This is a genomic window from Bacteroides sp. 14(A) (genome assembly GCF_000526555.1).
GTDB lineage: Bacteria > Bacteroidota > Bacteroidia > Bacteroidales > Bacteroidaceae > Bacteroides > Bacteroides cellulosilyticus.
This window is the reverse complement of sequence record NZ_JAGH01000005.1, coordinates 259869-285082: the sequence shown is the minus strand read 5'-3', so window position 1 is coordinate 285082 and position 25214 is coordinate 259869. Positions and strand designations below refer to the sequence as shown.

Here is a 25214-nt window from a genome sequence, read left to right as displayed (position 1 = left end):
ATTAATTATTAATATGAAATACCCTAAAATAACATTTCTTCATCTTTAACACAAATGTCATTCTTTCATTCACAGTCAAACCGATCCTATATATTACTAACAATGAAATTATTCCACTTAAAATAAAAGTATTTATAAAATGTAATGTATCTTCAAATAATAATTGAAAACAGATTGGAATAGGAATGGCACATGCTGTAACATATATAATTCGAAGTATAACTTCCTTAAAATACTTCTTTACAGGAAGTCCGACATGCCCCCCTAGATACAAAACTCTAACCAATAAAGTTAATATATTAAGCCCAACTTTTGCAATAATTACATATACAGGAGAAAAATCAAAATACAATAACGCAAATGAGACAGGTATATTCAATGAAATCAATATTGATATAAGAATCTGATAGTTACGAATTTTACCTGTAGCCTGAACAGAGTTCCATAATGGTCCAGACACAGCATCAATCATACAAAATATTACTATCAACTGAGTAAATTCTACTGCATACTTAGGAATAACTGTTAACCAAAATTCAAGAATAGGTCTACAACATAAAATCAAAGGAAAACCTATTAAAAAGATTAAGAAATAAGAAAATCGAGATGTACGAAAAATAAGTGATAAAAAATAGTTCCTATTTTCTTCAGCATACGATTTTATAATCTGTGGAACAAATGCTGTTTGAAAATTCGCAATAAATGTATTTACCGCAGCATGTACTTGATGAGCAATTCCCATAGCTGCATTTACTGCAACACCACAAAAGACATTAATTACAATATTTACCCCTTGATTAGAACCAACATTTGCAAGACTTCCAAGCATACTCCAGCCAGAAAAACAAACAAGTTCTTTGTATAGTTTTGCATCCCAAAAAAAAGAATAATGGCTAACTGAAAATTTTTTATTACAAAAATATTTATATGCTAGATTCATTATTAATACAACAACAAACATCAATATTGAGTATAATATGAGCTTATCATGTTGCACTATCAATAATAAATACACTAACAAAAGTTTTAATACAGCTTCTACAATACTAATATAGGCATAGAATGACATCCTTTCGTAAGCAATAATGATAGCATTATATGGAATTCGTAAAATACTTACACAACAACTAAGAATTGAAAAATGATATACCCATAAAGCGGCAATAAACCTATCCTTTGGAATATTTAACTTAGTATATACAAAATACGCTCCTATAGTTTCTGCAAGTACAACAATTAACAATGCTATTGTAATATAAGCTGTTAGGCTCATACTGAATATTCTCTTCACTCCATTTATATTCTTACGTCCCAATTCATAATTCAAAAAACGTAAAGTAGCAGAAGACATTGCAGAATTCAAAAAAGAGAAAAGAACAACTACCGAACCTACTATATTATAAATTCCAAAATCCGTTTCCCCCAAAGTTTGTAACACAACACGACTAGTATATAGTGTCACAAACATAATAATAAAAGTTCTTATATATAAAAAAAATGTATTCTTAGCTATACGCTTATTACTCTCTGTTACAGAAGACATAAATAATTTATTTCAATATAGTGAAGGAAAATCCACAAAAGAATCTTCAAAACAATTTAATACACGATACATATTCTGATCTTCATGTACATCAAAATCGACAAGCCCATTCAGAATTACATTATTACTACCCAATATATTAGAATAATAAATTGTACTTTTCAGATTCCCATATTTTACCTGTCTATTAGCCTTAAATACACGGAGCAACTTTTTATTACTCCACTGCATTGGAATTTTCATATTATATCCAAAAATCCTATTTTCTCTTATATCCCAAGAACAATACTTATCTCCTGAAAAATATTTAGGGCAATTAGTGAAACTACAACCATCAATAATATATGAATTATTCTCTGAAATGATACAAGAATAATATTTGTCATTAGTAGGATATATCATTTTTCCCATTCTTATTTCACCATTTTCATCAAATCTATCACCAATTCTATATGGTACTATATCCTCAAAATAACACCCCCTTATTATTACATGACTAGACTGACTTCGATTGTAACCACAATTAAATCGAATTCCAAAACAACCTAATTTATCATATATCGCTTTATCATATTTCCCCCAACCTATTTTATAAAAATTACACCGATTAAATTCAACCATTGCAAAATTCGAATTACTAATAAAATAGGCGCCAAAATGACAATACTCAAAAGTACAATTATCAAAATAATTCGCTGTACAGTAATACATTTCATTACCACCTGCTGTTATCTGATTCATAAAAATACCACCAATACAGCTACTAAACTTGACATTCTCAAACGTACATCGATTTAACCCCGTTCTTGACACCCCGTCCCATTCCTTATATATGCAATATCTCCAAAGATATAACATCGAGTTTTTAATTGTCAAAGTTCTTGCTTCATTTGAAAAATGGAAACAGTCAGTACCATCTTTTGATGAACCATGATAAAAATTAAAGCCATCAAAAGAAACCTGATTATCGGCAATAATAAACATTGGCTTACCAATACCAGTGAAAACTAAACGAGAACCGATATTTTCTTCTGAGTAATTATTATAATCATTTTTATTACTTAAACTTGCAAAGTTATAACCACGAGATATAGTTACAGTGTTATCAATACGATAATATCCACCTAAAAAAAGTACTTCTTTATGCCTATAATTTGATTGTAAAACTCTATTTATAGCTTCTGAGGAGTCTTGCCCTTTTTTACATTCCGCTAAAGTCTTATATGCTTTCCCCCCATACCATTCAATAGGAATTGAACGATTTACCAACTCTCTGCATATTAAATCATCAAATATTTGCACAGCATCAGCTTCAACAACAACCTGTCCAACAACTTCACCATTTTTCAAAGCCCCACCCCTAAAGATTAGAACACAATTATCTGGAACTCTTATTGTCTTTTTATCTAGATTTAACGTTGATTCTATTATGTATCTTGCATTTGGCACATCTAACATTTCTTGTTTAAGAATTGTTCCACTCAAAACCAATTCAATATTTTTACATTTATTCATATTCCTATTTGCCCCTTCAACATTATGAAGAAATAAAAAAGTTAGAATACAATACAGTAAAATATTTTTTAGAGATACCTTTTTCATCTTAAGTAATCTACAATAATCAGTCTATTATATGTTCTTTTTTTGATTAAAGCATTAGCTCGACACCCTGAAATCTAAACAGTAACAAAACTGTTAATTACTGTCCAGTACTTAGCAATCCATGAGCTTTAGAAACAAGTCTTCGTTACGTTTACAGTTATCCTTTATATGCTTTCACCTGTCACTTATATCCCAATATAACTCTCTCCTATAACAATTAGGAATGATAAACATTTCATATATAAATAATGATATCCTTGTACTATAAAAAATAAAACATTTTATTTCCCACACAAAATATTTAAATAGATTCTACTGTACAGAATACAAATCCATTTGATAATCAAAATCTAGTACGATATCTTTCAAACACTCTCTCTGCATATCCTTTGCTGAAAGAATTACTTTCTCCATTGAAATTTCCCAATCAATCTCCAAATCTGGATCAAAAAGTTGAATGCCTCCTTCGCTTTGTGGAGCATAAAACTCATCACATTTATACTGAAAAACAGCTTCATCACTTAACACCGCAAAACCATGAGCAAACCCCTTAGGAATAAAGAGTTGTCGATGATTATCCTCACTCAGTTTTATTGCTACGTGCTTACCAAAAGTAGGAGATCCCTTTCGAATATCAACAGCGACATCTAACACACAACCTTTAACACAACGTACTAATTTACTCTGAGCATAAGGAAACTTTTGATAGTGAAGACCTCTTATCACACCATAAGAAGATTTACTTTCATTATCTTGTACAAAACGTATAGGGCGTACTTTCTCATCAAACTCTTTCTGCGAAAAAGATTCCAAGAAATAACCACGACTATCTAAAAATATGCAAGGTTCGATTATCACGACACCTTCTAATAAAGTAGGAATTATATTCATTTTTATTTTAAATATCACAATAAGCTTAACATTAAAACACTTATATTTATTCGTAAAACTCAGTAAATTTTGTTTCACGTATAATTTTTTATGTTCAAGCCACAAATCACCTCAATACAATTAAGATACTTATCTAATTAAAACTAGAGGGGAAGAAACACTAAGTTGATTTATATTAATTATAGGAATCTTCGCGCAGATTTATATTAAAAAATAGCATTACCTCCCACTCTAGTTATATAATAGTAATTTACTTATTTCATTTTTTCAATCTTGCTGTATCTCTCTTTTTTTACTCCTCAAACTTATAAAGACTCCCCTTCCAAACAATATCCAACCAATACAACTTGTTCCAGTCAGAAATATAATTCCAAGAAGCATAAGAGTTTTGCGAGGCTTTGAAGCTCTTATTGGAATAGTTGCAGGCTCAATTATAGTATACACAGGCGTAATTTCCTGCACCTTCGCCTCTGCCATTTGTAATTGTTGTGCTACGGATGTATAAACTTGATATGCCAAACGCATTTCATTTTCCAACCGTTCTTGTTCAGCACGATAACTCAATAGGATAATATTCTTGTTAGCATCAGCAAACTTTGCATAATTCTCTTGAGCTTTCTCATACTCCTTCTTTTTTCTTTCAAAAAGTTTTTTTTGAAACTGAAAATCTTGACGTGCTTTGGTCGTTCGATATTCCGTAATATAATCTTGCAATCGACGCACCACAGTATCAGTAAGACAAGCCGAAATACGAGCATCTTGCATCGTCACTGATAAAGTAGTAACTCCTGTCTTTTTATCAACGGAAACACTAATACGCTCACTCAACTCTTTTGCAGTATCAGCTTCTTCTTTCGTTAAATGAAAAGGGTCAAAAATTCTATCATTATCTACCTCATCATCTGCAAAGAGCGAAATAACCCAACCAAGTGCCTTAAAAGGCGCAGATGTTACCAGTGACCACCATGGCATACGTTGATGCTCATTTAAATAACAATAAAGCGTAGTATCAATTTCTTCATCCAAGTCCTTGACTCGAACCTTAAATAGCTCTGTTATAAAAGGAGTAGAACTAACAATATCAGGATACAAATCAGGATATATTGCATCCGCAGTAGATGTAGCATTAAGATTAAGACCTGCCATTGCTGCCAATGATGAAAGTCCACCTGTACCTTTATTGTCTGATAATTCAGGTGCAATCATAGTGCTCGCTGTATACTCTTTAGGAATACTAAATGCGATCACTAACCCAATCAGTACAGAATATCCACATACTTTCAATACAAACTTACGCTCTGCCCAAATCTTTAGTCCAAGTTCCAGCAAATCTATTTCTTCTTCATGTTGTGAAGACGTTTTTTTTTGAAGTTCCTCATTCATATAAATTATCTCTTATTTAAAAGCATTTGCCAAAGTTGCCACCATAGCCGCTATCGTAGCAGTAGTAGAACTGATACCCAATATTTCTGCAAATTTCATGTGCTGCTTCTCAGCCTTACTAGGTACTACAATTTCACAACCTGGCTGTATCAATTGACTATCACCGCGTCTTGCACGTGCCACTGTACCATTCAAATATATGATGTACGCTTTCTTCTTCTTTGCCATATTACCATAGCCACCAGCCATATTGATATAATGTTTTAATTTCGCACCTTTCTCCCAAGCCACCGTATTCGGATACATAACCGAACCGCTAATCTTAACAGTATTGACAAACTCAGGAATATAGATCACATCACCTTCGCGCAAAACAACATCATAGTCGCTACCCGGATTAGCCAAAGCCTTCTCCATATCTATACCGACGGTATATGTTTCTGTTATAGCCAACTTAGCAACAGATATGCTGTCTTTGCCCTCACCATTACGTGCCATACGCAGAGCATCCCTCTCACGGCGACGCTCTTCATCGTTCATTCTGCGAATAAGACGACCGCCTTTTATGTAAGCATCCGGAGTTATACCACCCGCACGTTTTATCAAATCACTCAAACGCTCGTTCTTTTTCAAAAGCGCATAACTTCCACTAAACAACACTTCTCCCGATACTGAAACGGTACGTTGCACCTTATAGGCCGGACTCCTGCGGATCTGAACCATATCAAACGGCTGCAAATAGAAATCCGCATCCCCTATCACCAAACCGTCTTTTATATCAAAAGCAAACGTTTCCGCCAATTTACTACTGTAAGCAGTACTCTTAGGGTTTTTAATACGGCGCGTCACACTCACTCGCGTAGTAGCCGCTGCCTCACGCAAACCGCCAGCCTGAACAACCAAATCCTCTATAGTCATCTTGTCCGAATATAGGAAGGTTCCCGGATTTAGAACTTCACCATATATTGATACGGTCTCTTCCTCCTTCAGATCATTCACACTGGGGATATAAAGATGGTCATCCTTTTGCAAGGGAATATCTGCAACGGTACCATTGAGTAAATCGTTCAAATCAATAGCTATAACTTCATGAGAAAGATCCTCATGTTCACGATCCAATAATACACGATTCAAAAAGGCATCGCCACGAAGCCCTTCAGCTTTCTTTATCAACTGTTTTACCGTGTTTACCTCTCCGTCCAACTGATAGAGTCCCGAACGGTAAACAGCACCGCTAATCTCAACTTTGTTTTCAAAGCGGTCGAGTACGGCATCAACGGTTACAAGATCACCGTCATCCAGACGGAATACGGAATAATCCATTTCATCTACATTGAAAACCTGATGCTCACGTCCGCTCTTACGGATAAGACGAATGGCTTTCTTATAGGAATCTCCAGTAAAACCACCGGCATATTCCAACAAATTAGCGACAGTTTCCGTAGGCTTCATTTCGTAGTACATTGGACGTTTCACCTTTCCAACGATCTCCACCAGAGATTCATAAGGATTCACAATGATAACGTCGCCTTCTTGCAAGCGTATATCGTCATTCATCTTACCCTTCATGATAAACTCATAGACATCAAGATTTTCTATAGTCTTTCCGTTACGCACCAACTTTATGCCACGCAAACTACCGATTTTATTAACACCACCCGCACGGTACAATGCATGAAAAACAGTAGAAAAAGCAGAAAGAGAATAAGTACCCGGAACGGAAACCTCTCCCATGATGTTTACCTGAATAGTACGCGTGTCGCCAAGCGTTAACCGAATCTGAGAGTTAGGCTCATTGCCACCAATACCCGAATAAATCTTAGAAAATTCACGTTGCAAATATTGGTTGGCTTCCTTCACCGTCATCCCATTCAAATGAACCGGCCCCAGATCCTTAACCTGAATATCACCTTCAGGACTGATCGTCTGGCGGATTGTATTTTCCGAAGCACCCCAGATATCTATAATCACTTCATCACCGGGGCCCAAACGATAACTTATCGGAGTGGCAAGATTAGCGCTGGGTTCAAAGCTTAAATTGGTATTTCTGAATAAATTGTGACCGAAAATCTGCCTGGTAGACATTTCCAAATGAGCTTTGCTATCCTGCTTTTCATCAATAACAGCCTTCTGGTCTTCCAACTCTGCAGCTTCATAAGATGAATCCAAAGCCACGGCGTGTTTACGCATCTGGTTGGGCTTATTACCTGTACCTTCAGCAGTACTGTTGGTAGCCTCATACCTGGACTTAATCCGCAATACCTGCTCCTGGGTCACACCACGGCGAAGCAGTTCAGTAGTCATTTGCTTCTGGGATTTTCCTGCTGCTTGTGCATTCTTTACATACTCAACAACCTGTTCATCAGACATGCGTTGGGCATGAACAAAACCGGATAAAGTAAAAAGACAAAAGATAAATAATAATAATCGACGCATAGTTTATATATAAAGATAATTATTCTTCATGATGATTTTCTCATTCATCAATATATTCCCAAGGATAAGGATTATCCACTACATTCTGGAACTCGGCGATAGCTTCCTGTTGATCGGGAGTAAGTGATGCGGAATCCCAGGAAGCAATGATGGTACGAGCTTCATCAGCCAAGGGATCGTCAAAAACCTCACCATAGCAGGCAGTTAGTAAACGGAGCTTCAACAAAGAAGCCGGAAGTGAATCGAGGATATTCCAGCAACGGTTTAAAACTTCCTGAACATGTATTTGCTTTTCACCATGATCGACAAATGAAGCGTTGTAACCCATCAGAAGAGCCAGACAAACATTTGCCTGTTCTTCCACAGTAGAACCTTTGACACCGGAATTATACAAAGCCGTGGTCAGGCGGTAAACTTCACCGTTACGGCGGGACAAGTCATCGCTATAGACCGGACTCCCGTCCATGCCTAAATACATCAGCTCGTGCGCTGCACGCTGAAGAGAAACTATTTCTTCGGAAAGAGTCATAAAGAATTATGATTTTGGAGTTATCAACTGTCAATTACCTCTATAAGGTCAGGATGGATAGTAGCCATGGCAACGGCTATGACACCTTGTATCGCAACAACTACACGACGATCGCGAGCCCCTTTTACTTTCAGGAAAATACCTTCCTGACCCTCGAAGTCACCTCCCGTGATACGAACTTTTGTACCTTTAGATAAATTCAGTTCATCAGGTTGAAAATACATGAGATGATCATTGTAAGTACCGGCTACAGCAATAAAACGCTGCATCTCGCTATCTGAGATAATAATCTTCTGACCACTACGGGTATCGGTTATGTATTGTAAATAGGTTACTTGTGATTTGATACGCTTCACTTCGGAAGGACAAGCATGAACAAAAAGTAAATTATGAATGACAGGAACCAGAACACGCACTTTCTTACCTTTCTTTATACTGATTTTGTATTGCATGGGAACGAAACAACCCAATTTTTCCTTTTCAAGCAGACGCATAGCATCCGGCTCTCTACGATAAGTGGCACGCATAGCATACCATATTGGGGTTTCTTTCTCCACTTCCATTCTATGATTATTTCAGAAAAGTGCGTTCCTCCGGGGCTTTGAACTTCTTGCATACACTTGAAATTCAATCACTTGCGAACACTTTATGTAAAATACAACAAGCTTTGTGCTCCTCTTGTCAACGAGTTTTCTACAGCAGTTCAATGCTTTATAGGTAAATAACTATAAACGAACAGATTACAGTCAAAAAGTATTTTTTAATCGTTCGTTTAATGGGCGTCAATATTTTTAAAAAGCGGAAGATAGAAAAAGAATAAAATGAGTAAATATTAACAGATATTTTTAGTCCTCGTTTATTACTTATAATCAAATAGTTAGCTTTGCATTTATCCAATTTAAAGAAGATTTTTTATCAAACATTTTGTCATTCGAAAAAACACCTTTATCTTTGCGCCCATTAAACGAACGTTTTTTGAACACTTTCCAAATTAAAACTTATATATCTAGTATACAATTATTTACTACTCATAAAAGATTATATTTACTGTATTTCCCCCTACTCTATTATCCCTCTAATTTTAATTTCCTATTTTTGTAACATTTTTAACTGTGAATATCAGTTAAATCAATAATTAAAAATTATACAATATGGAAAAATTAAAAAAAAGAGGTTCAAAATGAATCTAACGTAAAGAAAACATCTCATCAAGTTGAAAATCAGAGTACAAGCAGTAGCAGAACAGTAAGTAAAATCAGTATAGTTGATGAGGATTTATTGGCTGAACGGTATTATGCAGGTATAAAAACTCATCTGTGTATAGGAGCTCTAAGAAGCTTCAAATTAGGCTATTTTAAAGGTCAAAATATTAATAACATAAGCGATTTAGGAATGCATTTGTACAAATCGGGCGACGCCATAAAACACGAGAAAGGGCAAGATAACTTAATGGAAATAAGCAGCTTTATGACAGAACTAAGAAAGATGTGGGCAGTAATACAAAAGGAAGATACCGAACACATAGATCCGTATGGTTATGATGTAACAATAAATCATTGATAGTTTACTACAAAGAAAGGGCATAACTTTGCCCCGTCAATCTGATCGTGGAAGGGCTACACCCTTTCACCCGGATGGTGTAGCCCTAACCTAAAAAGGGTATAGCTATCCAGAGCAAAGGGTGTAGCCATCGCAGAGGATTGATTATTAATCATTTATAAACTACTAAATTCATTAAAATGAAGAAACAAACGTTGGGGCACCAATCGAATCATGTAACGAAAAGCGAAAGAGTAGAAAATCTATGGAAGAAACTTATCAGACAAGAAACAGATTTATCAGATGAAACCATCACATGGATGACAAGACGAATTAGACTACTGACTGAGTATATGGCATACGGATGTGCACTAATAGCCTATCGCAAGCAGAATGGAGATTTTTACATGGCAAGAGCCACACTCGTATATTATGAAACCTGTTTTCACCGAAAATACGACATTGAACGTATCCAGAACCATGTGGTATACTGGGATATAGAACAGCAGGGATGGAGAACATTCCAGATAGAGAATTTTCTGGAGTGGAAACCGGTGGTTAATTGAGAGTGGAGAATTTAAAAATCAGGAGATTATGGAATCATATCTATTACATGACGCCAATGCAAGCAGTAATTTTAAAATAATGATGATGATACAGAAAGAAGGAATGAAAGGATACGGTATCTACTGGATGATACTGGAGTTTCTTAGAGTACAGAATGGATATAAGGCAGACGTAAGAATACTGCCCGTACTGGCAAGAAAAATGAGAGTGACAGTAGCAACCTTAAAGAGAATCATCTTCGATTCAGGACTATTTGAGGTGAACGACACAACCTTTTCATCGCCCGGACTCACACGGCGCATGGGGCCACTGGAAGCCAAGCGCGAAGCGAACAGAGAATCGGGCAGACGTGGAGGACTGGCTAACCAACAGAGAATCAGGGAAGGCATGGCAAGCGACGCTTTACCTATCAATCAGACTAATGATATAAATAACTCCCCCTCTATATCTCCCCAAAGGGAGACAGGAAAGAATGAGGAGGTTCTTCTTCTTCCACCGGAGTATGCACTCAACAAAAATACACATAATTATGAAGGACTGATGGAAGAGTTACAACGCCAAAAAGTAACGGTTATCAAGGAAATCAATGCCATTCTCAGACTCACGGATTTCGGAAAGCTGAAAGGAAAGATATGGAAAATACTCTATGACATCAACAACTCACCGCAGATGAAAGCAAGGATTGTGATGCCCGGAAAATATATTCTGAAGCTGTTGCAAAACTAAAAGAACTAAAGAGGGTTTTTACACTTCTTCCACCACAGATTACACGGATTCTCACAGAATATCTATACTGGATAACAATTGTTTATTTGAATCTGGATAAATCTGTGGTGCTTTCTTCTTTCCACTCTAAACAAATTCGTATATTTGCTACACAAAAACCGTTTTAAATATCATGATAACATTTCCGAATGCCAAAATAAACCTGGGACTGAACATTGTAGAGAAGCGTCCCGACGGGTATCATAATCTGGAAACAGTATTCTATCCTGTTCCCCTAGAAGACGCGCTAGAAGTGAATATTCTGCACGAAGGCAATGAGAAGTTTCGATTGCACCAGGCAGGATTAAAAATCGAAGGAGAAGTTGAAAATAACTTAGTGGTGAAAGCCTATAAGCTGTTGGATGAAAAGTTCAATCTGCCGCCCGTGGATATTCACCTGTTCAAGCATATTCCTTCCGGTGCCGGTTTAGGCGGCGGATCATCTGACGCAGCTTATATGCTGAAATTATTGAATGAAAAATTCAATCTGGCACTCACGGATGAGACCTTAGAAGAATATGCCGCAAAATTGGGAGCAGATTGCGCCTTTTTCATCCGGAATGCCCCAACATACGCTGAAGGAATAGGAAACGTCTTCTCCCCTATCTCTTTATCCCTAAAAGGGTATCAGATTGTTTTAGTTAAACCGGATATTTTTGTTTCCACCCGGGAAGCTTTTGCTCAAATAAAACCGCATCGGCAGGAAATGCCACTAAAAGAGATAGTGAAACGTCCTGTAGAAAAATGGAAAGAATGGATGATGAATGATTTCGAGGAAAGTGTATTCCCCCAGTTCCCAGCTATCAGGGAAATTAAGGAAGACCTGTATAAACAAGGAGCTATTTATGCCTCCATGACAGGTTCCGGTTCGTCTGTTTTTGGATTGTTCGAACCAAGTGCCATATCACCCAGCAATACTTTTGGAGAGAAGACATTTATATACCGCGGAATATTAAAATAACGATCTTGATTAAAACTATATTGGAGAGGCTAAATTCAGCCTCTTTTTTTATGCCATTTTCCAGAAGCTGCAACTGAACCTTTATCAGACCCTGATATTTTTTTGTTCACTGGTGAACAAATCGAGTAGGAGGAACGGGATTAATTCCCGTTCCGACCTCTCACACCACCGTACGTGCCGTTCGGCATACGGCGGTTCCTTAATTAACCTCTAAACACAGGATGGTAGTACATCTTAAAAGTGGGATAACCAGCTCGGAGCAAGCGTTCATCCGACAAAGCCTCATGTACGGTAGGATGACTTGCCATTCGCCAGTATTTCTTCCGACAAAAGGCAGCCATTCGCACACGGTTCTCATCGGGAATAAGCTTCTGCAAATTTCGATACCGGGTTCGAACCCGTTTCCAAGACTTCCAAATACACATCCGTATTCGACGACGGAGCCAACCGTCCCATTCCTTTATCCGGTTTCTTAGACCTGCCAACTTAAAATAGTGGAGCCAACCACGGAGATAACAAGTCAGACATTGTTTACGATATTCGTAGCTCCAACCATTGTTACGGCCAGTGAGTTCACGTATCTTACTTTTCATCTTCTTGATGCTATCCCCATGAATGTAGAATTGGCATTTGCCATTACTACGACCAAAGGCATAGGAAAGGAATTTGATGTCACGCATATAAGCTACATGGGTCTTCTCCTTATTCACCTTTAGAAAAAGCTTCGTTTCAATAAAGGGAAGCAGATTATCCAATGTGCGTTGCGCGGAACGACGGCTCTTACAGAAGATGACCAGGTCATCAGCATACCGAACGAACAAATGACCACGTTTCTCCAGTTCCTTGTCTAACTCATTAAGCATTATATTGCTTAACAAGGGACTCAGTGGACCACCCTGAGGAACGCCGACTGAACTCTCTTTCTTCTTACCTCCTATAAGTACACCAGAGTTCAGATATTTATGAATAAGGGATATGACACGACCATCCTTGATAGTACGGGACAGAATTTCTATCAGTTTACTATGGCAGACTGTATCAAAGAATTTCTCCAAATCCATATCAACCGTGAACACATAACCGGCAGAGATGTATTCGCCACACTTTAATAACGCGTCATGAGCGCTACGATGAGGGCGAAAACCATAGCTGCTTGGTGAAAATTGGGCTTCATAAAGAGGTTGAAGCACTTGTGAGATGGCTTGCTGAATCAAACGGTCAACCACCGTGGGAATGCCCAGATTACGTTTCTTTCCACTCGATTTGGGAATCTCCACACGACGCACGGGGTTCGGATGGTATTTACCATTGTAGATGGAAACTATTAGCTTATCCTTGTGGCAACGAAGATAAGGAAGCAGCTCATCCACTTCCATACGGTCAATGCCGCCACTACCCTGGTTACTCTTAACCTGTTTATAAGCATGGTTTAGATTAGATGGGGAAAGAATATACTCCAATAGTGCACCTTTCTCCTGTTTTATGGCTGTAAGATGATTTTCAGTTATCCCCATGAAAGTCTGCATACCAATCATGACTTCAGGTTCCACCCACTGCGCCGATTGGTCGGATAGAGTTGCTATGTTCTGCTTTCTTCCTCTCATAAGGTAACATTCAGGCATCTTACGTAATTAAGGTTCAGCCCTTCCCCATTATTAGTGACTAACAGGTACTATGGCTTCTGCTGACTTCTCACGGTAAATCTTGTTTCAACCGGATACAAGCGTGTTGCACCCGTCCGTGAGATCTCCCCAGATAAGAACGTACGCTTTCATCTCATGTGCCCTCTGATTCTACTACATAGGGATTCGGATAGTTATAGGACTTTGTTTTGTTTAGCAAACTTGTCCACCAAATGTAGCCTCATAATCAGTTTCTGTTCGTAGAGCCGAGATTTTGCCGACAGCTTCCTTCAGATTCCTACTCATGCAGGACACCCTTGCCTTTGGCTAACGATTCCCACTATCAGGGCTCGTTCGGGACTTGCACCCTATAGCGAACACCCATGCTGGGCGTACAAAAAAATAAGCCCTGTCTCCCGACAAGGCTTATTCACAACACAAACACAAAATAAAACACGACAAAACTACTATGCAATCTTACCTGTCTATGCCGGGGAGGCATAAGTACTAGTTACGGATATTCACATATACATAAACAGCGTCAGGCTGATTTGCAACATATAAACAAATGCGGGGAAGCATTTGTTCATGTCCTATTTGTTAATAAAAACAAAAATCGCTTTTAATGCTTATTGAATACCTCTTTCGCGAAGCTTCAACTGCCAGTTCCAAGCAGAGAGCAACGTATCTTCGATAGTTTCAACAGCTGTCCAACCCAACTCTTCATTTGCGAATTTAGGATCGGCCCATACCTTTTCAATATCTCCCGCACGACGACCAACAATCTGATAATTCAGCTTCACGCCGGTTGCCTTTTCGAAAGCATTAATTAATTCCAATACTGAAAGACCGCGTCCTGTTCCAATGTTGAACACTTCCACTTTCTCTTTTTGTTTATTTTCCAAGATGCGGCGGATAGCAATCACATGTGCTTTTGCTAAATCGACTACATTTATGAAGTCTCGTATGCAAGAGCCGTCGGGCGTATCATAATCATCACCGAACACACTCAGTTTCTCACGGATACCGATAGCGGTCTGGGTCAGATAAGGTATCAAGTTTTGAGGCACACCATTAGGTAATTCACCAAGCAATGCTGTAGGATGCGCACCAATCGGATTGAAATAGCGCAGCAATATTGCATTGATAGGAGCACCTGAAGCCACAGTATCACGAACAATCTCTTCATTGATCTGCTTTGTATTACCATAAGGAGATTCAGCTTTCTTGATCGGCGCTTTCTCCGTCACCGGTAATTCATCCGGTTGGCCATATACAGTACAAGAAGACGAGAATACGATACCTTCCACTCCATGCTTCGGCATCAGTTCAAGCAGGTTTATCAATGAAACCAGATTGTTGCGGTAATAAAGCAACGGCTTCTGAACCGATTCGCCTACAGCCTTACTGGCTGCAAAGTGGATGATGGCTTTAATGCCTTTATATTTAGTAAACACAGCGTCAAGACCGGCGAAATCCAAACAATCCAACTTCTCGAATGCCGGACGGATACCCGATACTTTTTCGATGTTATCAACTACATCGGCGCTAGAGTTTGACAAATTATCTATTATCACTACTTCGAAACCTGCGTTCTGAAGTTCTACTACAGTGTGTGAACCAATATAGCCTGTTCCACCTGTAACCAAAATTCTTTCCTTCATCAGTGATTTATTCTATTAGGTTATCATCGTTGTGCCCGCAAAATTACGAAATTTAATTTAGATAAAATAAAAAAAGAGTGTTTTTTTTAGTCTAAAAAAGAAAGGGGTAGAATTTCTTCTACCCCTAACCTATTAGTTAATGTTCTATTTTTCAGATTTTCACAACACCGGAGAAACCCATAAATGCCATAGCCAAAAGACCGGCAGTAATCAGAGCAATCGGAGTTCCCTTCATTCCTTTCGGGATATTTACCAAACTCATCTGTTCGCGCAAGCCCGCAAAAAGAGTCAGCGCCAGGCCAAAACCGATAGCTGTGGAAAATGCATAAACCACACCGGTCAACAGATCATAATCTTTCTGAATTACAAGGATGGCAACACCAAGAATACAACAGTTAGTTGTGATCAGAGGCAAAAACACACCCAGTGCCTGATACAAAGAAGGCGATACTTTTTTCAAAATAATCTCTACCATCTGAACCAGTGCAGCAATCACCAGAATAAAAGTAATAGTCTGTAAATAACCCAGGTCAAAAGCATCAAGCACAAATTTCTGAATAAGGAATGTCACTATGGTTGCAATCGTAAGCACAAATGCCACGGCAGCCGACATACCCAATGCAGTTTCCACCTTCTTGGATACACCTAAAAACGGACAGATACCCAAAAACTGCGACAATACGATGTTATTGACAAAGATTGCCGAAATAAATATCAATATATATTCCATACTTTCCAAAATTAAGAATTAAAAATTAAAAACTAAAAGCAGTTACTACTCTCATCCTTAATTTCTAATTTTCCATTATTAATTCTTTTTCAAGCCGTTTATCAATGCGATCAGATACCCCAGTGCAATGAAAGCTCCCGGTGCAAGTACAAATATCAACATACCGTATTCTTCAGGAAGGATAGTCAGATCGAATATCTTACCGGTTCCCAAAAATTCACGTACGGCACCCAGCAAAGTAAGAGCCAAAGTAAAACCAAGGCCCATTCCTAAACCATCAAAGAAAGAAGCTACCGGAGTGTTTTTGGCAGCAAAAGCTTCTGCGCGTCCCAATACAATACAGTTTACCACAATCAGCGGAATAAACAAGCCCAGCGTAGCATATAGAGCAGGAACATAAGCTTGCATGACCATTTGCAGTAAAGTCACAAAGGAAGCAATGACCACAATGAACGACGGAATACGTACCATATCAGGAATTACATTCTTGATTGCCGAGATTACGACATTAGAACAGATCAGCACGAACATCGTTGCCAGTCCCATACCCATACCATTGATAGCGGAAGAGGTGGTACCCAGCGTAGGACACATACCAAGCAGGAGTACAAACGTAGGATTCTCTTTGATAATCCCGTTCATCATAACTTTAAAATTATTCATATCTTCTACTCCTTTCTTTATTTAGCGCTGATAGAGTCCGCAGCTTCAGTGGCGGCATTTTCAGCAGGTTCAACAACTTTTTGCGTAGCGCCCGTAGTGGCATCCGATTCATTCTGACCGGCATAAGCTGCATAAGCAGCATTCACAGCATTCAGGAAAGCTCGTGAAGTAATGGTAGAAGCTGTAATGGCATCTACCTGGCCTCCATCTTTGCTTACAGACAACGGAGTCTTGCCGGGGTTCATACCTTTGATACTTCCTTTATTTCCTTCTTTAAACCAATCGGCAGCCTTGGACCCCAATCCCGGAGTTTCCACATGCGACAACAGGGAATAATCTATAATGTTTCCCTCCGCATCAAAGCCGACCAAGACTTTCAGCTCGCCACCGAATGCCATTGAACTTGCTTCTATGGCAGCACCAATAAACTCTCCACCTTTCGTAGCAGGATACACAGCATAATCTACACCATTCACAGCCTGCATCTTCTTTTCTGCAATCGGATCATTATCGAAACCGGGAACCACTGCACTGACAGCGTCGCTCAATGTCTTTGCATTGGCTTGTGCTATAGGTTCTTTCGTCAATTCATTCACATATGCCAGCAAAGCCACAGAGATGGCAGTAACGCCCGTGAGTACCAGCAACATATTCTTCAAGGATGATTCTAACTTTTTCATTTCTTCTTCGCTACCTCCCCAAAGCGTTTAGGTTTACAATATGTATTAATCAGCGGAGTGAAGGCGTTCATAATCAAAATAGCGAATGACATACCTTCGGGATAAGCACCGAACAGACGGATAATCACTGTCAGTAATCCGATACATACACCATAAATCAGCATTCCCTTCTTGCTCATCGGAGAAGTGACGTAGTCAGTAGCCATAAAAATAGCACCCAGCATCAAACCACCTGTAAGCAACTGAAGCACGGGAGATACATACAGTTCCGGATCTACCAGATGCATAATACCCGAGAACACAAATACTGTAGCCAATATAGAAATAGGAATATGCCAGGTAATAATTTTCTTCCAAAGCATATAAGCTAATCCCAGCAGTAACGCCAATGCACTGACTTCACCCAGACAACCGCCATTGTTACCAATCAGCAAATCGAAAGAGGAAGGTAGATCTTTCAGAGCCTCTAAATTTCCACCGGCAATCTGCTTCATCAGATTAAGCGGAGTAGCAGCCGTCGTAGCATCGGTGTAAGCAGTCAACTGTCCCACCACCGGCCAACTCGTCATTTGCACAGGGAAAGAAAGCAACAGGAACACACGGCCTGCCAATGCAGGGTTGAACGGATTATTACCCAATCCTCCAAAAGACATCTTACCTACACCTATAGCAAACAATGCACCCAGAATAATAATCCAGATAGGCAGATTGGAAGGTAAATTGAATGCCAACAACACACCTGTAATTACAGCAGAACCGTCACAGATTGTTGTGGTTTCTTTCTTCATCAGGAATTTACCAATAGCCCATTCGAAGAACAAACAGGCAGCTACTGATGTAGCCGTGACAATCAGCGCACCCAGTCCGAAGAAATAGAGCGATACAAGAAATGCAGGAATCAATGCAATAAGCACACCATACATATTCTTTTTCACGCTGTCACCACCATGGACGTGGGGTGAAAGTGATATTACTAATTTATTTTCCATACTTCGTTATTATTTAGCTTGACGTGCACGGATAATCGCTCCTACCTTGCCCTTACCCAAGCGGCAATAGTCCAGCAACGGACGGTTGGCAGGACAGGTAAACTGACAAGAACCGCACTCGATACAATCCATAATTCTTTCTTTTTCCATTCTCTCGAATTCTGTATGTTCGGCAAGTGCCGACAGCAAATAAGGTTCCAATCCCATCGGACAAGCACCCACGCACTTTGCACAACGGATGCAAGGTTGAACCTCACCACGTTTGGCTTCCTTTTGATTCATTATCAGAATACCGGAACTACCTTTAGCGGTAGGAACCTCCGTGTTGACCAATGCCTTACCCATCATCGGGCCACCACCGATAATCTTACCTGTATCTTCGGGCAGACCACCGCAAGCATCAATCAATTGCTTCATCGGCGTGCCAATACGTGCCAGGAAGTTAGACGGTTTTGCTACTGACTTACCAGTAACGGTAATCACGCGCTCAAACAACGGCTTGTTTTTCTGTACGGCCTGATATACCGCAAATGCAGTACCTACATTCTGTACCACGGCTCCTGTAGAAATTGGTAAAGCACCACTCGCTACCTGACGACTGGTAATAGCATCTATCAACTGCTTTTCACCTCCTTGCGGATATTGCACCTTCAAGGCTACTACCTCGATACCTGCATAGCTGGATGCCACCTTCGCCATCAACTGAATAGCATCGGGCTTATTATTCTCAATACCGATAAATGCCTTGTTCACCTTCACAGCTTTCATCAGAATAGATACACCTACCATAATTTCCTCGGCATGTTCCAGCATTAGCTGATGATCAGCTGTCAGATAGGGTTCACACTCCACAGCGTTGATAATCACACACTCTGCTTTGAATGCAGGCGGCGGACAGAGTTTCACCTGAGTAGGGAAACATGCACCACCCAAACCTACAATACCGGCATTGGCTATCTTTTTTACTATTTCCTCGGATGTAAGGTTACATTCCCTCACCAACGTTTCGGTGCGGTCAATACTTTCTTCCCATTCATCACCGTCCACATCAATAAAGATGGCAGGTTTCGGATAACCACTGGCATCGATAACCGTATCGATTTTAGCAACCTTGCCGCTGACAGACGAGTGGATGGCCGCGGATACGAAACCACCGGGTTCGGCAATCTTTGTGCCGACTTTCACCACATCTCCTTTAGCTACAATCGGCTTTGCAGGCGCACCAATGTGCTGGCCCAGCAAAATCACAGCTTTGGCAGGAATTTCCGCCTTTATAATCGGCTGATGTGCTGAAAGTTTATTTTCGTGTGGATGAACACCACCGATTGAAAATGTCTTCAACATACAATTCTGTATTTTAGTCGTTTATTACTTCTTTATTATTAAGCCTCTGCCTTTGGAGTTTCAACCTGAGGAGTCTCAACAGCTTTAGGGGGCTCTACAGTTTTAGGAGCCTCTGCAACCTTAGGCGTTTCTGTAGCTTTCGGTGCAACGGCTACCTTAGGAGCAGCAACCGGAGCAGCACCTTCCGCCTTCGGTTTACGCGGCGGGAAATTGAGTGCGATAATAGTGTTCTGAGGACAAGCCTCTTCGCACTTACGACATGATTTACATTTGTTCGGGTCGATGTAAGCCAGATTATTTTCAAGTGTAATCGCTTCGAACGGACAAACCTTCACGCACTTGCCACAACCAATACAAGCAACTGTACAAGCTTTACGCGCTACGCCGCCTTTGTCCTTGTTTACACACTGCACATAAATACGGCGTGACTTCTTACCTTGCGGACGAATCTCGATAATGTTCTTCGGACAAGCCTTGACACAAGCTCCACAAGCCGTACATTTTGCTTCATCCACTTCCGGAAGTCCCGTTTCAGGATTCATGTGGATAGCATCAAACTGACAAGCTTCCACACAGTCACCACACCCTAGACATCCGAAACTACAACCGGTTTCGCCACCATAAAGAGAGGCCGCAATAGCACAACTCTTCGCACCGTCGTACATATTCGTACGGGGACGGTTGGCGCAGGTTCCATTACATCTCACAACTGCCACCATCGGTTCGGCAGCAACGGCATCCAAACCAAGGATTCCCGCTATTTGCGTCATAACAGGTTGTCCGCCTACCGGACAGAACTTGCCCTCCAGCGAACCTGCCTTTACACAGGCATCGGCAAAACCGCTACAACCCGGATAACCACATCCACCGCAATTTGCTTGAGGCAACACCTCTCCTACCTGTGCAATTCGCGGATCTTCATACACGGCGAATTTCTTGGAAGCTATGTATAATATAGCGGCCGAAACCAGCGCTATGGCTCCCAATGAAATCACTGCAATCAGAATTACATTCATAAATTAGTTATTTATTTAATTATTTGTTTTAATGTTCCAAGAGTTAGTCAATTGGCCTTATTGAAAAAGAAAATTTCTTTCCCATACGTGTTTTATTTAGCCACAATATATAATAATAAGGAATAAGAAGAGCTAACGAACAAAGTGCAGAGAGAAGTTCGTCACTCCAGATAGCCATAAATACAAAGAGAGAAATCACCAGAATACAGAAAGGTACTATAAAGGCCCACAACACCGCCATCATTCCCATAGAGAGTTCGCCAAAAACGATTACCCGGTCACCCACCTGATAGGAAGACGCATCGCCGGTAGTTACATCGATTATTTTTTCTTTGGTATCAGCCGAGGCACAATGTCCCTTCGCACTACATGCCGCACAAGCTGACGTTTGGACAATTCTCACCTTTATATGAGAACTGTTTATGTTTTCCACAATACCTTGATGTTTTATAATATCTGCCATTTTGCAAACTGTGCATTACAAATTGCGGCAAATTTACGCATTATTTGTGAACTGCAAGGCTTTCACCCGCTTTTTTTATGTGTACGCCAACGTACTTTTCCCCGTTTTAACTATTTTTCTTCACTTTTTCCACAGAACAAGCAAGAAAACCTGTTTTATAACACAGACTAAGGTATCACTTTGCACCATTGATAAGTATAAGATAACAAAATGATACTATGAATAATTCTTTTCTCCTAAAAGCAAGTAAGGCTGCCTCCCTAAAAGAAACAGCCTTACTTGTAATATCTATATTCAGATAGTATAGACTTACCATTTATAATTAATACCGAAACTCAAAATTTCATTCACCTGAAAGTAGCTGTCTCCCGTAGTCGGTTTACTGCTGTCATCATAACGGGCATGTACATAGAGTTTTGTAGAGAGGTAACGGTTCAATATAAAGTTGATTGTATTTTCCCACTCAATACGTGTCCATTCATAGCTGGTCAGATAATTCAAACGAGAATTCAGCACAATAGAAGGAATGATGGTCCAGTCAAATGTCGGTTGTATTTGCGAACCCCAATTATGACGCACGCATTTGCCCTTTTCCAAACCAAAGTCTACCTCATTTACATCTTTATTACCGATATAACGCATTGTCCAAGTCAACGGAGCTATAAAGACAGAAAGATTGAACTTTTTCTTCTTCAGTTTATAGTCCATACCGACACTGGTGGATAAATCAGCCGGAGCAAAGAAAGCAGAAACTAACTTCTCGCTATTTGCTTTATAACCGTGACAGAACTGAGTTTTGAATTCAGTAGAAATGGTATAGTACCAATTAGAAGCAGCCTGAACACCCAGCTTACTGTAAATACGGAGCAAGTCGGTGTTTACCAGATAATCATGGTACTTATCCGAAGGAGTTGAACCAAAACCTAACTTAGCTTCCAGCATATTTTCCCACTGTATCTTCTCACGGTCGTTATAGTTAGCGAACAACTGTAAGTTAGCCAGAAAAGAGTTCGTACTTTCACCACCTTTATACCAGTTATCCGAAATATAGTTCTGCGTAATCTGTAAAGAACCGCTTCCACCGGTCACCCACCAGTTAGGTTTCCGAATCAGCACTTCCGCATCTTCTTTCACATTTGCCATACTCTCCTGAGCAAACAACTTCAATACAGAAGGTTTAGAAGATACCTCTTTTTCAATATTATCCTTGAATACCCTCACCTGCATAATATCATCTTCCCATGCCACAATCTTATGCAGATCATCATTAACATAAAGATAGAGCAAAGCACGATCCACTGTTTCATTCGCGCGTTCCTTCGAGGTAAAGCGGGCTTCATCAAATGGCAAAAGTTCTTTCACTGGCAATTCAACCGTATCAAAAGGTTCAAATTTCCAATTCAATGTCGAAACACGCTTTATAGGAGAATTATAATATGTAAATGGCTTAAGAAACAGACGGTAGTAATCGGGATTATCAGGAATGTAACGTTCAGGAGTAGACGGATCATTCAGGTAGTTTAATACTCCAAAATACTTCTCATGCAGTATGGATACTGTGTCCAACTTGAGAGTATCATTCGCTGGTTTCAACTTTAAGACAAAATATTGCTTCATCACATCCGACAAGGTATCCACTTGTGCGGCAGCCGGTTCCTCTCCGGCCTTTAAGACAGTCTTTACTGAATTCTGCGCCACTATCGACGAAGAAAAAAGCGCAGCAACTGCCCATAAAGATAAGTATCTATTCTTCATAACGCCCTAAAATCTATGTTTTGACTGCAAAAGTAATTTAAAATGTTTAGAAAACATAGAAAAGAGTAAAGAAAAGATTAGCAATAGCCGGTACTTAGGATGACAAGTTCATATCAGCTCCGTACCAGCCCCGTACCAAGTCCGTATCAAGTCCAAACATATATATACGGAGATGACACGGAGGTGATACGGAGATAGTACGGAGATAACACGGAGATAGTACGGAGATGATAAGGACTTAATAACATTGCAGCATCACTTTTTTTAGAATTGTTTCGCCGAAACTTTATGTACTTCCTCTTTTTTTTTGTAATTTTGCGCTTTTTAAGTCTCATCTGTAGACAGGTAGGTACACAAATGTGTACATCGACCAAACAAAACAATAATATTAAAACAGTATAGCTGTGGGAGAAACAAAGTATATTTTCGTCACCGGTGGCGTTGCCTCATCATTAGGTAAAGGCATCATCGCCTCATCCATTGGTAAATTGCTACAAGCAAGAGGTTACAAAGTAACCATTCAGAAGTTTGACCCGTATATCAATATTGACCCGGGCACTTTAAACCCCTACGAACACGGAGAATGTTATGTGACTGTAGACGGACATGAAGCTGACCTCGACTTAGGTCATTACGAACGTTTTCTTGGGATCCAGACTACTAAAGCCAATAACATCACAACCGGACGTATCTATAAAAGCGTTATCGACAAAGAGCGCCGTGGTGATTATTTAGGTAAGACCATTCAGGTTATCCCTCACATCACGGACGAAATTAAACGAAACGTGAAGTTGCTGGGTAACAAATATAAATTCGATTTTGTAATTACAGAAATCGGTGGTACGGTGGGTGATATCGAATCATTGCCGTATCTGGAAAGTATCCGTCAGTTGAAGTGGGAATTGGGACGTGATGCTTTGTGCGTGCACCTTACTTATGTACCTTATCTCACGGCAGCCGGTGAATTGAAAACCAAGCCGACACAACACTCCGTAAAAGAATTGCAGAGTGCAGGTATACAGCCGGATATATTGGTATTGCGTACAGAACACGAATTGGGTACCAACCTGCGTAAAAAAGTAGCATTATTCTGTAATGTGGATGAAAACGCAGTAGTACAGAGCATCGATGCTCCTACCATCTACGAAGTGCCTATTCTGATGCAGGCTCAGAAACTGGATGAAACGATATTGAAGAAAATGGGACTGCCCGTAGGAGACACACCGGGACTGGGTCCATGGCGTGCTTTCCTCGAACGTCGCCATAAAGCAGAAAATACAGAACCACTGCACATTGCATTAGTCGGCAAATATGACTTGCAGGATGCTTACAAATCCATTCGCGAAGCCTTGTCACAAGCTGGTACATACAATGATCGTAAGGTATCCGTAGACTTTGTGAACAGTGAAAAGCTGACAGAAGAAAATGTAGCGGAAGCACTGAAAGGCATGGCAGGTGTATTGATAGGTCCGGGATTCGGTGAACGTGGTATTTCCGGTAAGTTCGTGGCTATCAAATACGCACGCACACATGATATTCCGACTTTCGGTATTTGCCTGGGAATGCAGTGTATCGCCATTGAATTCGCACGCAACGTGCTGGGATATACCGATGCAGATTCACGCGAAATGAACGAAAAGACTCCGCATAATGTCATCGACATTATGGAAGAGCAGAAATCCATCACAAACATGGGTGGAACAATGCGTCTGGGAGCCTACGAATGTATCTTGCAGAAAGGTAGCAAGGCTTATGAAGCTTATGGAACGGAACACATCCAGGAGCGCCACCGTCATCGCTATGAATTCAACAACCAGTATAAAGCGGAATACGAAGCTGCCGGCATGAAATGTGTAGGTATCAATCCGGAATCTGATTTGGTGGAAATCGTAGAAATACCGAAGTTGAAGTGGTTTGTCGGAACTCAGTTCCATCCGGAATACAGCAGTACGGTACTGAATCCCCATCCGTTGTTCGTGGCTTTCATCAAAGCATCTGTCGAAAGTTTCGAGGAGAAGGAGAAAGCAAAGAAATAAGATTATTTCAATAATTATAAAATTGTAAATTAGAAA

21 protein-coding genes are annotated in these 25214 nt (G+C 39.7%); 4 read left to right on the top strand and 17 right to left on the bottom strand.

Annotated features, from left to right (window positions below):
- Position 1: 1 nt before the first annotated feature.
- From K429_RS0123915 to K429_RS0123885, 7 genes are all read right to left on the bottom strand, one after another.
- Positions 2 to 1543, bottom strand: coding sequence for a lipopolysaccharide biosynthesis protein (locus K429_RS0123915; RefSeq protein ID WP_029328346.1), 1542 nt, complete (start codon positions 1541 to 1543; stop codon positions 2 to 4).
- Between the two features lie 12 nt (positions 1544 to 1555).
- Positions 1556 to 3145, bottom strand: coding sequence for a hypothetical protein (locus K429_RS0123910; protein WP_029328345.1), 1590 nt, complete (start codon positions 3143 to 3145; stop codon positions 1556 to 1558).
- Between the two features lie 312 nt (positions 3146 to 3457).
- Positions 3458 to 4036: a dTDP-4-dehydrorhamnose 3,5-epimerase gene (rfbC, locus tag K429_RS0123905; RefSeq protein ID WP_029328344.1), complete on the bottom strand. Its 579-nt coding sequence runs from the start codon at positions 4034 to 4036 to the stop codon at positions 3458 to 3460.
- Between the two features lie 267 nt (positions 4037 to 4303).
- Entirely contained in the window at positions 4304 to 5419 is a 1116-nt protein-coding gene (locus K429_RS0123900; RefSeq protein ID WP_029328343.1) for a Wzz/FepE/Etk N-terminal domain-containing protein, read from the bottom strand.
- A 12-nt stretch (positions 5420 to 5431) separates the two neighbouring features.
- Entirely contained in the window at positions 5432 to 7855 is a 2424-nt protein-coding gene (locus K429_RS0123895) for an SLBB domain-containing protein (RefSeq protein ID WP_029328342.1), read from the bottom strand.
- Positions 7856 to 7895: 40 nt separating this feature from the next.
- The gene (locus tag K429_RS0123890; protein WP_007213710.1) at positions 7896 to 8384 is read right to left on the bottom strand and encodes a UpxZ family transcription anti-terminator antagonist; all 489 of its coding nucleotides are present in this window, start codon (positions 8382 to 8384) and stop codon (positions 7896 to 7898) included.
- A gap of 23 nt (positions 8385 to 8407) precedes the next feature.
- Positions 8408 to 8947, bottom strand: coding sequence for a UpxY family transcription antiterminator (locus K429_RS0123885; protein WP_007213709.1), 540 nt, complete (start codon positions 8945 to 8947; stop codon positions 8408 to 8410).
- Positions 8948 to 10123: 1176 nt separating this feature from the next.
- Here K429_RS0123885 and K429_RS0123875 point away from each other — a divergent pair.
- The 3 genes from K429_RS0123875 (at position 10124) to ispE (ending at position 12216) form a co-directional block, all read left to right on the top strand.
- Positions 10124 to 10489 carry an SH3 beta-barrel fold-containing protein gene (locus tag K429_RS0123875; protein ID WP_007217958.1) on the top strand — a complete coding sequence of 122 codons (366 nt, stop codon included), beginning with the start codon at positions 10124 to 10126 and terminating at the stop codon, positions 10487 to 10489.
- A gap of 28 nt (positions 10490 to 10517) precedes the next feature.
- Positions 10518 to 11216 carry a DUF4373 domain-containing protein gene (locus K429_RS0123870; protein WP_007217957.1) on the top strand — a complete coding sequence of 233 codons (699 nt, stop codon included), beginning with the start codon at positions 10518 to 10520 and terminating at the stop codon, positions 11214 to 11216.
- Positions 11217 to 11388: 172 nt separating this feature from the next.
- Positions 11389 to 12216: a 4-(cytidine 5'-diphospho)-2-C-methyl-D-erythritol kinase gene (ispE, locus tag K429_RS0123865; RefSeq protein ID WP_029328339.1), complete on the top strand. Its 828-nt coding sequence runs from the start codon at positions 11389 to 11391 to the stop codon at positions 12214 to 12216.
- A 203-nt stretch (positions 12217 to 12419) separates the two neighbouring features.
- Here ispE and ltrA read toward each other — a convergent pair whose 3' ends face one another.
- The 10 genes from ltrA to K429_RS0123815 form a co-directional block, all read right to left on the bottom strand.
- Positions 12420 to 13820, bottom strand: a complete 1401-nt coding sequence (gene ltrA, locus K429_RS0123860; RefSeq protein ID WP_081750948.1) for a group II intron reverse transcriptase/maturase — start codon at positions 13818 to 13820, stop codon at positions 12420 to 12422.
- Between the two features lie 647 nt (positions 13821 to 14467).
- The gene (galE, locus tag K429_RS0123855) at positions 14468 to 15502 is read right to left on the bottom strand and encodes a UDP-glucose 4-epimerase GalE (RefSeq protein ID WP_007213703.1); all 1035 of its coding nucleotides are present in this window, start codon (positions 15500 to 15502) and stop codon (positions 14468 to 14470) included.
- A 151-nt stretch (positions 15503 to 15653) separates the two neighbouring features.
- Positions 15654 to 16232: an electron transport complex subunit RsxA gene (gene rsxA, locus K429_RS0123850; RefSeq protein WP_007213702.1), complete on the bottom strand. Its 579-nt coding sequence runs from the start codon at positions 16230 to 16232 to the stop codon at positions 15654 to 15656.
- 78 nt (positions 16233 to 16310) lie between these two features.
- On the bottom strand, positions 16311 to 16895 hold the full coding sequence (gene rsxE / locus K429_RS0123845) for an electron transport complex subunit RsxE (protein ID WP_007213701.1): 585 nt from the start codon (positions 16893 to 16895) through the stop codon (positions 16311 to 16313).
- A gap of 17 nt (positions 16896 to 16912) precedes the next feature.
- The gene (locus tag K429_RS0123840; protein ID WP_029328337.1) at positions 16913 to 17575 is read right to left on the bottom strand and encodes an RnfABCDGE type electron transport complex subunit G; all 663 of its coding nucleotides are present in this window, start codon (positions 17573 to 17575) and stop codon (positions 16913 to 16915) included.
- On the bottom strand, positions 17572 to 18564 hold the full coding sequence (locus tag K429_RS0123835) for an RnfABCDGE type electron transport complex subunit D (RefSeq protein ID WP_029328335.1): 993 nt from the start codon (positions 18562 to 18564) through the stop codon (positions 17572 to 17574). Before K429_RS0123835 ends, K429_RS0123840 begins: the two co-directional genes overlap by 4 nt.
- Before the next feature lie 9 nt (positions 18565 to 18573).
- Positions 18574 to 19908 carry an electron transport complex subunit RsxC gene (rsxC, locus tag K429_RS0123830; protein WP_022210661.1) on the bottom strand — a complete coding sequence of 445 codons (1335 nt, stop codon included), beginning with the start codon at positions 19906 to 19908 and terminating at the stop codon, positions 18574 to 18576.
- Positions 19909 to 19946: 38 nt separating this feature from the next.
- Complete coding sequence (locus K429_RS0123825; RefSeq protein WP_029328334.1) at positions 19947 to 20924, bottom strand: Fe-S cluster domain-containing protein; 978 nt, start codon at positions 20922 to 20924, stop codon at positions 19947 to 19949.
- Between the two features lie 43 nt (positions 20925 to 20967).
- The gene (locus tag K429_RS0123820) at positions 20968 to 21387 is read right to left on the bottom strand and encodes a SoxR reducing system RseC family protein (protein ID WP_029328332.1); all 420 of its coding nucleotides are present in this window, start codon (positions 21385 to 21387) and stop codon (positions 20968 to 20970) included.
- A 309-nt stretch (positions 21388 to 21696) separates the two neighbouring features.
- Positions 21697 to 23142 carry a DUF3078 domain-containing protein gene (locus tag K429_RS0123815; RefSeq protein WP_007213693.1) on the bottom strand — a complete coding sequence of 482 codons (1446 nt, stop codon included), beginning with the start codon at positions 23140 to 23142 and terminating at the stop codon, positions 21697 to 21699.
- Between the two features lie 404 nt (positions 23143 to 23546).
- Between K429_RS0123815 and K429_RS0123810 the strand changes: the two genes are divergently transcribed.
- Positions 23547 to 25178, top strand: a complete 1632-nt coding sequence (locus K429_RS0123810; RefSeq protein WP_007213692.1) for a CTP synthase — start codon at positions 23547 to 23549, stop codon at positions 25176 to 25178.
- The last annotated feature ends 36 nt before the right edge of the window (positions 25179 to 25214 follow it).